13 protein-coding genes are annotated in these 13,214 nt (G+C 72.8%); 9 read left to right on the top strand and 4 right to left on the bottom strand.

What is annotated here, in order from left to right:
• Together AB0H37_RS33330 and AB0H37_RS33325 are read right to left on the bottom strand one after the other, a co-directional pair.
• Window positions 1–833, bottom strand: an 833-nt coding sequence (locus tag AB0H37_RS33330) for an FGGY family carbohydrate kinase (RefSeq protein ID WP_360616804.1), incomplete at its 3' end; no start/stop codon positions are given.
• Window positions 834–875: 42 nt separating this feature from the next.
• Window positions 876–1,700, bottom strand: coding sequence for an MIP/aquaporin family protein (locus tag AB0H37_RS33325; protein ID WP_179834333.1), 825 nt, complete (start codon window positions 1,698–1,700; stop codon window positions 876–878).
• A gap of 246 nt (window positions 1,701–1,946) precedes the next feature.
• Here AB0H37_RS33325 and AB0H37_RS33320 point away from each other — a divergent pair, with 246 nt between their 5' ends.
• Window positions 1,947–2,714: an IclR family transcriptional regulator gene (locus AB0H37_RS33320; protein ID WP_258945263.1), complete on the top strand. Its 768-nt coding sequence runs from the start codon at window positions 1,947–1,949 to the stop codon at window positions 2,712–2,714.
• A gap of 69 nt (window positions 2,715–2,783) precedes the next feature.
• Window positions 2,784–4,310, top strand: a complete 1,527-nt coding sequence (glpK, locus tag AB0H37_RS33315; RefSeq protein ID WP_329091912.1) for a glycerol kinase GlpK — start codon at window positions 2,784–2,786, stop codon at window positions 4,308–4,310.
• Here glpK and AB0H37_RS33310 read toward each other — a convergent pair.
• A complete protein-coding gene (locus tag AB0H37_RS33310; RefSeq protein ID WP_360616803.1) occupies window positions 4,307–5,476 on the bottom strand; it encodes an acyl-CoA dehydrogenase family protein in 1,170 nt (389 codons plus the stop codon). The genes glpK and AB0H37_RS33310 overlap by 4 nt on opposite strands.
• A gap of 127 nt (window positions 5,477–5,603) precedes the next feature.
• Here AB0H37_RS33310 and AB0H37_RS33305 point away from each other — a divergent pair, with 127 nt between their 5' ends.
• The 7 genes from AB0H37_RS33305 to AB0H37_RS33275 all read left to right on the top strand — a co-directional run bounded on the left by AB0H37_RS33305 (window position 5,604) and on the right by AB0H37_RS33275 (window position 12,567).
• On the top strand, window positions 5,604–6,293 hold the full coding sequence (locus tag AB0H37_RS33305) for a GntR family transcriptional regulator (RefSeq protein ID WP_329091908.1): 690 nt from the start codon (window positions 5,604–5,606) through the stop codon (window positions 6,291–6,293).
• 67 nt (window positions 6,294–6,360) lie between these two features.
• Window positions 6,361–7,161, top strand: a complete 801-nt coding sequence (locus AB0H37_RS33300) for an enoyl-CoA hydratase/isomerase family protein (RefSeq protein ID WP_360616802.1) — start codon at window positions 6,361–6,363, stop codon at window positions 7,159–7,161.
• Between the two features lie 13 nt (window positions 7,162–7,174).
• Complete coding sequence (locus AB0H37_RS33295) at window positions 7,175–8,353, top strand: acyl-CoA dehydrogenase family protein (RefSeq protein ID WP_360616801.1); 1,179 nt, start codon at window positions 7,175–7,177, stop codon at window positions 8,351–8,353.
• Window positions 8,350–9,549 (top strand): CaiB/BaiF CoA-transferase family protein, encoded by a 1,200-nt coding sequence (locus tag AB0H37_RS33290; protein WP_360616800.1) that lies wholly within the window; start codon window positions 8,350–8,352, stop codon window positions 9,547–9,549. Before AB0H37_RS33295 ends, AB0H37_RS33290 begins: the two co-directional genes overlap by 4 nt.
• A gap of 60 nt (window positions 9,550–9,609) precedes the next feature.
• On the top strand, window positions 9,610–10,470 hold the full coding sequence (locus AB0H37_RS33285; protein WP_329091900.1) for a helix-turn-helix transcriptional regulator: 861 nt from the start codon (window positions 9,610–9,612) through the stop codon (window positions 10,468–10,470).
• Between the two features lie 106 nt (window positions 10,471–10,576).
• Window positions 10,577–11,587, top strand: coding sequence for an aldo/keto reductase (locus tag AB0H37_RS33280; RefSeq protein ID WP_329098283.1), 1,011 nt, complete (start codon window positions 10,577–10,579; stop codon window positions 11,585–11,587).
• A complete protein-coding gene (locus AB0H37_RS33275) occupies window positions 11,587–12,567 on the top strand; it encodes a zinc-binding dehydrogenase (protein ID WP_329091899.1) in 981 nt (326 codons plus the stop codon). The genes AB0H37_RS33280 and AB0H37_RS33275 overlap by 1 nt, the downstream gene beginning before the upstream one ends.
• Here the strand turns inward: AB0H37_RS33275 and AB0H37_RS33270 are convergent.
• The gene (locus AB0H37_RS33270) at window positions 12,557–13,180 is read right to left on the bottom strand and encodes a peroxiredoxin-like family protein (RefSeq protein ID WP_360616799.1); all 624 of its coding nucleotides are present in this window, start codon (window positions 13,178–13,180) and stop codon (window positions 12,557–12,559) included. The two genes, AB0H37_RS33275 and AB0H37_RS33270, sit on opposite strands and share 11 nt — an antisense overlap.
• Window positions 13,181–13,214: the final 34 nt, after the last annotated feature.

Genomic DNA, 13,214 nt, shown 5'->3' with positions numbered 1-13,214 from the left:
TTGAGCAGCAGGAAGTTGCCGGTGCCGTAGGTGTTCTTGGCCTCGCCGGGAGAGAAGCACACCTGCCCGACCGTCGCCGCCTGCTGGTCGCCGAGCGCGGCGGTCAGCAGGACCTCGCCGCCGAGCGGGCCGTTCGCGCGGGTCGTCCCGTAGGCGTCGGGCGCCGAGGACGGCTTGATCTCCGGCAGCATGGAGCGCGGGATCCCGAACAGCGCGAGGAGTTCGTCGTCCCAGGCGAGGGTCTCCAGGTCCATCAGCATGGTGCGGCTGGCGTTGGTCGGGTCGGTGACGTGCACGCCGCCGTCGATCCCGCCGGTGAGGTTCCACAGCACCCACGAGTCGGTCGTGCCGAAGACCGCGTCGCCGTTCTCGGCCGCCTCGCGGACGCCGTCGACGTTCTCCAGGATCCACTGGATCTTCCCGCCGGAGAAGTACGTGGCCGGAGGGAGGCCGGCCTTGCGCCGGATGAGGTCGCCCTTGCCGTCCCGCTCCAGGGCCGCGGCGATGCGGTCGGTGCGGGTGTCCTGCCAGACGATCGCGTTGTAGTAGGGGCGCCCGGTGCGCCGGTTCCACACCACGGTCGTCTCGCGCTGGTTGGTGATCCCGAGCGCGGCCAGGTCGCCGTGGGACAGGTTCGCCTTGTTCAGCGCGGACTGGATGACCGAGCGGGTGCGCTCCCAGATCTCGGTCGGGTTGTGCTCGACCCAGCCGGCCTGAGGCAGGATCTGCTCGTGTTCGAGCTGGTGGCGGGTGATCTCGTTGCCGCCGTGGTCGAAGATCATGAATCGGGTGCTGGTCGTGCCCTGGTCGAGGGCCCCGACGAAGTCAGCCATGCGTGCCTTCTCCTGGAGTCGTGGCGGGCGGGACGGGACGCTTCACGCCGTCTCGTACTGGGGCTCGGGCGTCGTGGGCTCCTGCGGGTTCTCCTCCGCCGGCAGGAACCGGCCGATCAGCGCCTTGTAGAGCCCGACGCCGAGCACTCCGCCGATCAGCGGGCCGATGATCGGCACCCAGAAGTAGAGATCGCCGTTCTGGTCCCGCCACGCGCTGCCGTAGCCGGTGAGGAACGAGGCGAGCCGGGGCCCGAAGTCGCGGGCCGGGTTGATCGCGTAGCCGGCGTCGGTGCCCCACGCCATGCCGATCCCGACGACCAGCAGGCCGATCATGAGCGGGGCGAGGTTGGCGAGCGGCGGGGAGTTGCGCACGTCGGTGAGCGCCTTGATCACGAAGAGCAGGATGGCGGTGCCGATCACCTGGTCGCGGAACGCGCCCCAGGTGCCGACCGGGAGCGTGCCGTTGCCCGGCAGGGTGGAGAACACGCCCTGGGTCTTGATGGTGTGGCCGGGGTCGATCTTGGCCAGCACCTCGCTGTAGTTCCAGCGGACGATCAGGGCCGCGACGAACGCCCCCGCGGTCTGCGCGGCGATGTAGGGCGCCGTCTTGCGCCAGGCGAACTCCCTGAACGCGGCGAGCGCGATGGTGACGGCGGGGTTGAGGTGGGCGCCGCTGATCCGGGCCGCGACGTACACGCCGAGCGTGACGCCGAGGCCCCAGGCCCAGGCGATGCTGTCGTGGTCGCCGATCTCGGCCCCGGCGACCTGCGCGACGACGCCGACGCCGAACAGGATGAGGATCAGGGTGCCGGCGAACTCGGCGGCGAGCTCACCGGCCAGCGGGGGGATTCGGGTGCGTTCCGCCATGGGTACTCCTCGGCAGGTGGGGTGGACGCGAGCCCCGTGAGGCTGGCTGGACCGTAAGCCGGGACAGAACGCCTGACAACGGGAGGCTGCCGACAATGTCGAACACTTTCGTCGTAGCCCGGCGGCGGTTACTCTCCACCCTGTGCACCAGATCACAGAATCCGGGCAGTTCAGGGCGCATCGGACGATGATCGCGGCGGCTGCCGACATTGTCGGCACATCGCCGGTAGAACTACCATCGAGGCCATGCCCGGACCTGTGCAGTCGATCGAGCGGGCGGCCGCGATCCTGCGCCTGCTGGCGGCGAGCTCGGGCCGGCTCGGGGTCGGCGAGATCGCCAGTTCGCTGGGCCTCGCCCGGGGCACCGCGCACGGCATCCTGCGCACCCTGGAGCGCGTCGGCTTCGTCGAACAGGACGGCGGCACGGGCAAGTACCAGCTCGGCGCCGCGCTGCTGCACCTCGGCACCAGCTACCTGGACGTCAACGAGCTGCGGTCCCGCGCCATCAACTGGGCCGACGCGCTCGCCTCGCGCAGCGGCGAGGCCGTCCGGATCGGGACGCTGCTGGACGGGAAGGTCCTGGTCGTCCACCACGTGTTCCGCCCGGACGACACGCTCCAGGCCATGGACGTCGGCTCGCTGCTGCCGCTGCACGCCACCGCGCTCGGCAAGGCGCTGCTCGCGCACGACGCCAACGCGGCGGCGTCCATCCGCGACACGGTCCTGGAGTCCTACTGCCGGCGCACCATCACCGACCCCAAGGAACTCGCACGGGCCGCCACCCGCGTCCGGGAGAACGGCTGGGCCGCCGAGACCGAGGAGCTGTCCATCGGCGAGGCAGGAATCGCCGCCCCGATCCGCGGGCACGGGGGACTCGTCGTCGGGGCCATCGGCATCTCCGGCGCGGTCGAACGGATCTGCGACTCCCGCCGCGTCCCCGACCCGAGGCTCGTCGCCTACGTGCGCGACGCCGCTCGCGCCGTCTCCCGTGACCTCGGCGGCTCGCGCTGGTGACGCCCCGTCACCCGTCCTGACGCAGCCGCGCCGGCGCGGGGAGGCCCGTCCGGGGGGAGGAGGCAGACCGTGACCGAACGGTACGTCATGTCGATCGACCAGGGCACCACGTCCACCCGGTGCATCCTGTTCGACCACGGCGGCCGCCTGGTCTCGGTGGCGCAGCGCGAGCACCGGCAGCACTTCCCGAGGCCCGGCTGGGTCGAGCACGACCCGATGGAGATCTGGCGCAACCTGGAGCGCATCGCCCCGGAGGCGCTCGCCCAGGCGGGCGCGACGCCCGGCCAGGTCGCGGCGGTCGGGATCGCGAACCAGCGGGAGACGACCGTCCTGTGGGACCGGCTGACCGGCGTCCCGATCGGCCGCGCCATCGTCTGGCAGGACATGCGGACCGGCCCGCTCGTGGACGAGCTGTCCCGCGCCCCCGGCGCCGCGATGGTCACCGAGCGCAGCGGGCTGCCGCTGGCCACCTACTTCTCGGCCCCGCGCGTCCGCTGGATGCTGGACCACACGCCCGGCCTGCGGGAACGCGCCGAGCGCGGCGAGGTCCTGTTCGGCACGATGGAGAGCTGGCTGATCTGGAACCTCAGCGGCGGCGTCGACGGCGGCGTCCACGTCACCGACGTGACCAACGCCAGCCGCACGCTGCTGATGGACCTGCACACGCTCAGCTGGGACGACGGACTGCTCGACTTCTTCGGGGTGCCGAAGGCGATGCTGCCGGAGATCCGGTCGTCCACCGAGACCTACGGGACGGCCCGCCGCGTGTTCCCCGGCGTGCGCATCGGCGCCGCCCTCGGTGACCAGCAGGCCGCGCTGTTCGGGCAGACGTGCTTCTCCCCGGGCGAGACCAAGTGCACCTACGGGACGGGCGCGTTCCTGTTGATGAACACCGGCACGACGCCGGTCAAGTCGGACAACGGGCTGCTCACCACCGTCGGCTACAAGATCGGTGACGAGCCCGCCGTGTACGCGCTGGAGGGCTCGATCGCGATCACCGGGGCGCTGGTCCAGTGGTTCCGGGACGGCCTCGGGCTGATCACCACGGCGCCGGAGATCGAGACCCTGGCCCGGACCGTCGACGACAACGGCGGCTGCTACATCGTCCCGGCGTTCTCCGGGCTGTTCGCCCCGCACTGGCGCAGCGAGGCCCGGGGCATCATCGTCGGCCTGACCTCCTACATCACCAAGGGGCACCTGGCGCGGGCCGTGCTGGAGGCGACGGGCTGGCAGACCCGCGAGGTCGTGGACGCGATGAACGCCGACTCCGGCCTCTCGCTGAAGGAGCTCAAGGCCGACGGCGGCATGACGTCGGACAACCTGGTCATGCAGATGGTCGCCGACGTTCTGAACGTGCCGGTGGCGCGCCCGATGGTCGTGGAGACGGTGTCGCTCGGCGCCGCCTATGCCGCCGGCCTCGCGGTCGGCTACTGGGCGGGGCTGGAGGGGCTGCGCCGCAACTGGCACCGCGCCGCCCGCTGGGTTCCGGCGATGGAACCCGCGCAGAGGGCCGCCGAGTACGACAACTGGAAGCGCGCCGTGGAGCGCACGTTCGACTGGATCCGCGCGGGGGAGGACCCGGCCGCGGCGCCCTAGGCCCGGTCTGCTCCCCGGACTCGGTGCCGCTCGACGAGCTGCCGGACGATCACGTTGCGCTGGATCTCGTTGGTCCCCTCGCCGACGATCATGAGCGGGGCGTCCCGGAAGTAGCGCTCGACGTCGAACTCGGTGGAGTAGCCGGCCGCGCCGTGGATGCGGACCGCGTTGAGGGCGATCTCCATCGCCGCTTCCGACGCGTACAGCTTGGCCATCCCGGCCTCCATGTCGCAGCGCTCGCCCGCGTCCAGGCGCTCGGCGGCGTCGAGGGTGAGCAGCCGGGCCGCCCGCAATTGGGTGGCCATGTCGGCGAGGTAGTTGCCGATGGACTGGTGCTGCCAGATCGGCCTGCCGAAGGCCTCGCGCTGCTGGGCGTAGCGAAGGGAGTCCTCCAGTGCGGCGCGCCCGACGCCGAGAGCGCGCGCCGCGACCTGGATGCGGCCGACTTCGAGGCCGCGCATCATCTGGGCGAAGCCGCGCCCCTCCTCGCCGCCGAGCACGGCGTCGAGCGGCGCCTCGTAGCCGTCGAAGGACAGCTCGCAGCTCTCCACGCCCTTGTAGCCGAGCTTCGGCAGGTCGCGGGAGACGGTCAGCCCGGGGCCCTTCTCCACCAGCAGGATGCTGATCCCCCTGTGCCGGGGGGACGCGGCCGGGTCGGTCTTGCACATCAGCGCGATGAGACCGGACGTGCGCGCGTTGGTGATCCACATCTTGGCGCCGTCGACGCGGTACCGGTCGCCGTCCCTGCGCGCGGTCGTGCCCATGGCCTGCAGGTCCGAGCCGCCGGACGGTTCGGTGAGCGCCATCGTGGCGCGCAGCTCGCCGGTCGCCATCCGGGGCAGGTACCGGGCCTTCTGCTCCTCGGTGCCGTACACCGCGAGCAGGTGGGAGACGACCGTGTGCCCGCCGAACGCGCCCGCGAGCGTCATCCAGCCGCGCGCCAGCTCCTCGGTGACGAGCGCGTAGCAGGTCTTGGAGACTCCGACGTCGCCGTAGGGCTCGGGCACGGCGAGCCCGAAGACGCCGAGCCCCTTCATGCGGTCGATGAGCTGGGCGGGATAGGTGTCCGCGTGCTCCAGGTCCCGGGCGACCGGGCGGACCTCCTTGTCGACGAAGTCCGCGACGACCTCGACGATGGCGCGTTCCTCGTCGCTGAGCGTGAACACGGCTCCGCCTCTCCTCCCGCTTCGTGTTTCATATATTTGATAGGAAGATACCTGCCGTCGACGGGAGGGAGGGTGGTCGCCCGTCCATAATGTGACCCCACCACCAGGCGCACGGGAGACGATGAGAGTGGCACTTTCCGGTGACCGGGCCCTCGGCCGGCGCCGCCAGCTGAGCGACGAGGTGGCCGCCTACGTCCGCGACCTCATCATGTCGGGCCAGGTCAGGCACGGAGAGTTCCTCCGCCTGGAGCGCATCGCCGAGGATCTCGGGGTCAGCGTCACCCCCGTCCGGGAGGCCCTGCTGTCGCTGCGCGGCGAGGGCTTCGTCACGCTGGAGCCGCGGCGCGGGTTCATGCCGGCGCCGCTCACCCGGCAGGACGTCCAGGACCTGTTCGAGGCGCAGGCGTACTTCGCCGGCGAGCTGGCCGCCCGCGCCGCCGGGAGGATCACCGAGGCGGAACTGGAGTCGCTCGACCGGACGCAGGCGCTTCTGGAGGAGGCGTCCAAGGCCCGCGACTCCGCGGCCATCGAGCGCGCCAACCACCGGTTCCACCGGATCATCAACCTGTGCGCGGGCTCGCCCAAGACGTCCTGGCTGCTGCAGCTCGTGGTGCGGTACGCCCCGAGCCGCTTCTACTCCAGCATCGACGGCTGGACGCAGGCGTCGGTCGACGACCACCATCTCGTGCTCGCCGCGCTGCGGGCCGGGGACGGCGACGCGGCGCGGCAGGCGATGCGCGCCCACATCCGGCACGCGGGGACGCTGCTCGTGGTGCACCTGGAGGCGCAGGGCTTCTGGAACGAGCAACCCGGCTGACGTCCCAGGCCCCCTTCCCCCGGCTTCAGGGGCTCACATATCGTATAAAAAATTTTCAGGAGGGCTGATGGACGACCGGTACCCCGAACCGGCACACGGCTCCGTGGTCACCGCAGCCGACCACGGTGCGACGCGGGTGCTGACGCTGAACCGGCCCGAGGCCCGCAACGCGATCGACATCCCGATGCGCGAGCGGCTCGCGGACGAGGTGCGGCGCGCCGCGGACGACCTGGGCGTCCGGGCCGTCGTGCTGACCGGGGCCGCGGGGACGTTCTCGGCGGGCGGCGACGTCCGCTCGATGGAGGGCGCCGGACCGGACGCCGTCCGGGCGCGGCTCGATCCCGTGCACGAGACCGTCCGGCTCATCGCGACCTGCGGGACGCCGTTCATCGCGGCGGTCGAGGGCGCCGCCGCCGGGCTCGGCGTCTCCCTCGCCGCCGTGTGCGATCACGTCGTCGCCGCCGAGGACGCCCGGTTCGTCGCCGCGTTCGGCAAGGTCGGCCTCGTCGCCGACGGCGGGCTGCTCTGGACGCTCCCGCAGCGCGTCGGCATGGGCCGTGCCAAGCAGATGCTGGTGTTCGGCCAGACCGTGCCCGCACCCCGCGCCTACGAGATCGGGCTGGCGGACTCCCTCGCCCCGTCGGGCACGGCCCTGGACGCGGCCCTGGAGCGCGCCTCCGAGGCGGCCGCGCTCGCCCCGCTGTCGGTCGCCGCCGCCAAGCGCCTCCTCGCCCGGACCGATCAAAGTCTGGACCGCCTGCTGGAAGCCGAGCGGGACGAGCAGACCTCTTTGTTCGGCAGCGCCGACTTCGCCGAGGGACGGGCCGCGTTCGCCGAGCGCCGCCCGCCGCGCTTCGAGGGCCGCTAGGGAGGACCGGGACGTGAGCAGGCTGCAGCAGACCCACGGGCTGACGGACGAGCAGCGGGAGATCATCGCGACCGTGCGGGCGTTCGTCGACCAGGAGATCCTCCCGGTCGCGACCGAGCTGGAGCACGCCGACGCCTACCCGCAGGCGATCGTGGACGGGATGAAGGAGCTCGGGCTCTTCGGCCTGACGATCGGCGAGGAGCACGGCGGGCTCGGCGCTTCGCTGCTGACCTACGCGCTGGTGGTGGAGGAGCTGTCGCGCGGCTGGATGAGCGTGTCGGGCATCGTCAACACCCACTTCATCGTCGCCTGGATGATCGCCCAGCACGGCACCGCCGGGCAGCGGGCGCACTACCTGCCGAGGATGGCCACCGGCGAGATCCGCGGCGCGTTCTCGATGTCGGAGCCGGGCTGCGGGTCGGACGTCTCGGCCATCAGGACCCGCGCCGTCCCGGACGGGGACGACTACGTGATCGACGGTCAGAAGATGTGGCTGACCAACGGCGGCACGGCCAACCTGGTGGCGACGCTGGTCAAGACCGACCCCGCCGCGGGCCATCGCGGCATGACGACGTTCCTGGTCGACAAGGAGCCGGGCTTCGGCGAGGTCGCCCCCGGCCTCACCGTCCCCGGCAAGATCGACAAAATGGGGTACAAGGGCGTCGACACCACCGAGCTGGTGTTCGACTCCTACCGGATCCCGTCCGCGCAGGTCCTGGGCGGGACGCCCGGACGCGGCTTCTACCAGATGATGGACGGCGTCGAGGTCGGCCGCGTCAACGTGGCGGCGCGCGGCTGCGGCGTGGCCCGCCGGGCCTACGAGCTCGCCCTGGCCTACGCGCGGCAGCGCGAGACGTTCGGCAGGCCGATCGCCGAGCACCAGGCCGTCCTGTTCCGCCTGGCCGAGATGGCGACCAAGGTCGAGGCCGCGCACCAGATGATGGTGATGGCGGCGCGCCGCAAGGACTCCGGCGAGCGCAACGACCTGGAGGCCGGGATGGCCAAGTACCTGGCCAGCGAGTACTGCAAGGAGGTCGTGGAGGACGCGTTCCGCATCCACGGCGGCTACGCCTACTCCAGGGAGTACGAGATCGAGCGCCTGTACCGGGAGGCCCCGATGCTCCTGATCGGCGAGGGCACCGCCGACATCCAGAAGATGATCATCGGCCGCAGGCTGCTGGAGGAGCGGTGACCGCCGCGGGCGCCCGGCTGCCGCTGGAGGGGATCACCGTCGTCGCGCTGGAGCAGGCGGTCGCGGCGCCGTTCGCCACGCGGCTCGCCGACCAGGGCGCCCGCGTCATCAAGGTGGAGCGCGTGGACGGCGGCGACTTCGCCCGCGCGTACGACACGGGCGTGCGCGGCGGGCTCGGCACGCACTTCGCGTGGCTCAACCGGTCGAAGGAGTCGGTCGCGCTCGACCTCAAGCGGGACGAGGGCCGCGCGATCCTCGCCGACCTCGTCGCCCGCGCCGACGTGTTCCTGCAGAACCTGGCGCCCGGCGCGGCCGCCCGGCTCGGGTTCGGCGCCGGCGAGCTGCGCGCCCGCGACCCCCGGCTGATCGTGGTCGAGATGTCCGGCTACGGGACGCGCGGACCGTACCGCGACAAGCGCGCCTACGACATGCTCGTCCAGGCCGAGGCGGGGCTGATCTCGGTCACCGGCACGCCCGAGACGCCCGTGAAGGCGGGCTCGCCGCTGGCCGACATCGCGGCCGGCATGTACGCCTTCTCCGGGACGCTCGCCGCGCTCGTGCGGCGCGGCGCCACCGGTGAGGGCGCGTCGATCGAGATCACGATGTTCGACGCGGTCGCCGAGTGGATGGGCCAGGCGATGTACACGACGCTCTACACCGGCTCCCCGCCGCCGCGCACGCGGCTGAGCCACCCCGTGATCGCGCCCTACGACGCCTACCCGACGTCCGACGGCATCGACGTGGTGATCGGCGTCCAGAACGACCGCGGCTGGGCGGCCCTGGCCGCCGGCGTGCTGGAGCGGCCCGACCTCGTGATCGACCCCGAGTACGCGACGAATCAGGCGCGAGTCCGCAACCGGGAGAAGGTGGACGCGCTCGTCGCCGGTGTCACGTCCCGCATGGGACGGGAGGAGCTGCTGCGGCGGCTCGACAAGGCGGGCGTGCCGAGCGCGTCCCTGAACGACGGGCACGGCCTCGTCGCCCATCCACAGCTCGCCGAACGGGACCGGTGGCGGGAGGTGGGCTCGCCGGTCGGCGGCATCCGGGCCCTGCTCCCGCCGATCACCTTCGCCGGCGCCGAGCCGCGCATGGACCCGGTCCCGGCGCTCGGTGAGCACACCGACGCCGTGCTGCGCGAGCTGGGCCGCGACGACGCCGCCATCGCGGCCCTGCGCTCCGCCGGTGCGGTCGCCTGACCGCCGCACCGTCGCGACCTGCGACCGCACCGCCCCGGGGCCGCCGGATATCGTGGCGGCATGGCCAGCCAGACTCCCGCCTCAGCCCCCGGTCGCCGCAGGGAGGAGTTGCGCGACTTCCTGCGCACCCGCCGCGCCCGCCTCGCCCCCGCCGACGTCGGCATGCCCGACGCGGGACGGCGCCGGACGCCGGGCCTGCGCCGTGAGGAGGTCGCCGTCCTCGCGGGGGTCGGCGTGTCCTGGTACACGTGGCTGGAGCAGGGCCGCGACATCAAGGTGTCCGGGGACGTCCTCGACGCGATCGCCCGCGCCCTGCGGCTGGACCGCCCCGAGCGCGAGCACCTGTACCTGCTCGCCGGGCTGAACCCGCCGCAGGCGGAGGCGGGCCCCGCCGTGCCGATCACACCGGAGCTGCAGCGGGTGCTGGACGCCTGGTCGCCGCGCCCCGCCTACGTCCGCGACCGGCACTGGAACTTCGTCGCGATCAACGACGCGGCCCGCGAGGTGTTCGGGTACGGCGACATCGACCACAACTGCCTGGTCACCTACTTCACCAACGTCCGGTACCGGTCGATGCACACCCACTGGGCCGCCGCCGCGCCCGACGTCGTGGCGCGGTTCCGAGCGGACGCCGCCCGCTACCCCGACGACCCCGAGTTCGACCGGATCATCGAGGACCTGCTGGCGGTCAGCCCGGAGTTCGCCGAGCTGTGGCCCCGCCACGAGGTGAGCGCGGGCGCCCAGGCGGTCAAGGGCATCAGGCACCCGGACGCGGGCGAGATGGTCTTCGAGGGCACGCTGCTGCCGCTCGCCGACCGTCCGGGCCACCACCTGGTGCTGCACAACCCGCGCCCCGGCACCGGCACGCAGGAGCGCCTCGAACGGCTGATGGCGCGGCGCGACCTCGCCGCCGCCGGCTGACCCGGCCTCCGCCGAGGGTGGTGGTGCCACACCCAGGATGAACGGAGTCTGTCTCCCCTCCCGTCCGTCCACCACGATCGTCCTCATGAGGAACGAAGGAGACATCATCAGGACGCGGGACTTCGCCGGAACGCCGGTGGGCGCCGTCGGGCTCGGGTGCATGGGCATGAGCTGGGCCTACACCGAGTCGGAGCGCGACGACGACGCCTCGGTGGCGCTGATCCGGGAGGCGCTCGACCTCGGCGTGACGTTCCTGGACACCGCGCAGCCCTACGGCGACGGCCACAACGAGGCCCTGGTCGGGCGGGCGCTGGCGGGGCGCCGGGACGAGGCGGTCGTCGCCACGAAGACGGGCCTGGTCGTGGAGTCGATGGCCACCAGGAACATCGTCCGGAACGGGCGGCCGGAGCACGTCAAGGCGTCCGCCGAGGACAGCCTGCGCCGTCTCGGCACGGAGGCGATCGACCTGTACTACCTGCACCGGGTCGACCCGCAGGTGCCCCTCGCCGACACGTGGGGCGCGATGGCCGAGCTGGTCGCCGAGGGCAAGGTCCGCAGGCTGGGACTGTCGGAGGTCGGCGTCGCGCAGGCCGCCGAGGCGCACGCGATCCACCCGGTCGCGGCCGTCCAGTCGGAGCTGTCGCTGTGGACCCGCGACGCCATGGGCGCGCCCGGGGGGATGGCCGGCACCATGCCGGGCGACACCACCGGGACGGCGGAAGGGCCGGGCGACGTGGTCGGCTGGTGCGCCGCCAACGGTGCGGCGTTCGTGCCGTTCTCGCCGCTCGGCCGCGGCTTCCTCACCGGGACGGTCACCGCGGCCGACTTCGAGGACACCGACTTCCGCGGCGGCAACCCGCGCTTCCAGGAGGACGCGCTGAAGGCCAACCTGCGGATCGTCGACGTGGTCAAGGCGGTCGCCGCGCGGCACGGCGCCACGCCGGCGCAGGTCGCCATCGCCTGGACGCTGGCGCAGGGCGAGCACGTCATCCCGATCCCCGGCACCAAGAAGCAGAAGTACCTGCGCGACAATGCCGGCGCCGCCGCGCTGGAGCTCACCGAGGCCGACCTCGCCGAGCTGGACGGCGTGCCCGCGCCGGTCGGGGGGCGGTACTGATGCGGGCCGTCACGATCCCCGGGTTCGGCGGCGCGGACGTGCTGCGCCAGGCCGCGGTCGAGGTCCCCGAGCCGGGGCCCGGCCAGGTGTCCATCGACGTCGCGTACGCGGGCGCGAACTTCGCCGAGGTCCTGTACCGGCGGGGCGTCGTGGACGTGCCGCTGCCGTTCGTCCCCGGCATCGAGGTGTCCGGGCACGTCCGTGCGGTCGGGCCCGACGTGGAGGGGCTGCGCAGGGGCCAGCCCGTCGCCGCGCTGACGATCGTCGACAGCGGCGGCTACGCCGAGGTCGCGGTCACCTCCGCCGACCTCGTCGCGCCGCTGGACGGCCTCGACCTCGGCCTGGACGTCGCCGCGGCCGTTCCGTCCAACGGGACCACCGCGTTCCTCGTCCTGGACCGCGTCGCGCGCATCGAGCCGGGTGAGACCGTGCTGGTGCACGCGGCCGCCGGGGGCGTCGGCAGCCAGCTCGGCCAGGCCGCCCGGCTGCTCGGCGCCGGCCGGGTGGCCGGCACGGTCGGCGGCCCCGCCAAGATCGAGGCCGCGCGCGGGTTCGGCTACGACGACGTCGTCCTGCGCGAGGAGCTGCCGGGCGAGGTCGCGGGCCTCACCGGCGGGCGCGGCTTCGACATCGTCGTGGACATGGTGGGCGGTCCCGCTCGCCGCGCGAGCCTGGACGCCCTCGCCCCGATGGGCCGGATGGTCGTGATGGGCAACGCGTCCGGCGCCGACGATGTGGGCGTCCCGGCGAACGAGCTGTGGTTCACCAACAAGACGGTGTCCGGGTTCAACCTCGCGGCCTTCGCGGGCGTCGCACCGGCCGAGGCCGGACGTGCCCTGCGCCGCGCGGTCGCCGCCGCCGCTTCCGGCGACCTGCGGGTCCAGGTCGAGGAACTGCCGCTGGCGCAGGCCGCCGAGGCGCACCGGCGCATCGAGTCGGGCGCCACCACCGGCAAGCTCGTCCTGGCGGTCAGGGGCTGACCCTCCGGAGGCGTTCCTCCGGCCGGGGGGCGGTCATCTCGCCGCTTTCCGGTCGGACGCCGGCCCCAGAGGCCAGAGCCAGCAGCGCGTCGACCGTCCACTGGTCGTAGGCGTGCTCGCCGTACTTGGCCGCGACGACCCTTCCGTCGGGTCCGATCAGGAAGTCGGCGGACAGACCGAAGCGGCCGCCGTCGGGGAACAGCCGGGGAGCCCGCTCGCGTCGCCGGAGGATGTCCCAGGTGCCGCGGGCGACGGCCCGGACGACCGTCCCCCACACGCGCGGGTGGAGAAGGGCGCGCCGTGCCGGCTCGACGCCGAACTCGGCGTACAGCCGCCTCGCCGGGTCGCCGACCACGGGGAAGGGCAGGCCGTCGACGTGCTCGCGCAGTTCCTCCGCGGAGGAGTGGAAGACGACGACCTCGCCGATCCCGGCGGCCTCGATCTCCTCGTGCCGCGCCACGATCGAGCGCAGGTGCAGGTTGCAGATCGGGCAGCCGGCGAACCGGCGGAACTGCAGGTGGACGAGGCGGCCGGGATCGGGAATCGGGATCGGCGGGCCGCTCACCGGGGTCAGCTCCCGCGCGGGGACATCGGAACCGGGTGCCAGGTGCATGCGCACTCCTTTAAAAGTATGGCGTACGCCTACG

Source organism: Actinomadura sp. NPDC023710 (genome assembly GCF_040639875.1).
In the GTDB taxonomy this organism is placed as follows: domain Bacteria; phylum Actinomycetota; class Actinomycetes; order Streptosporangiales; family Streptosporangiaceae; genus Spirillospora; species Spirillospora citrea.
Note: the sequence above shows the minus strand (reverse complement) of the source record. Positions and strands in the feature narration are given on the sequence as shown.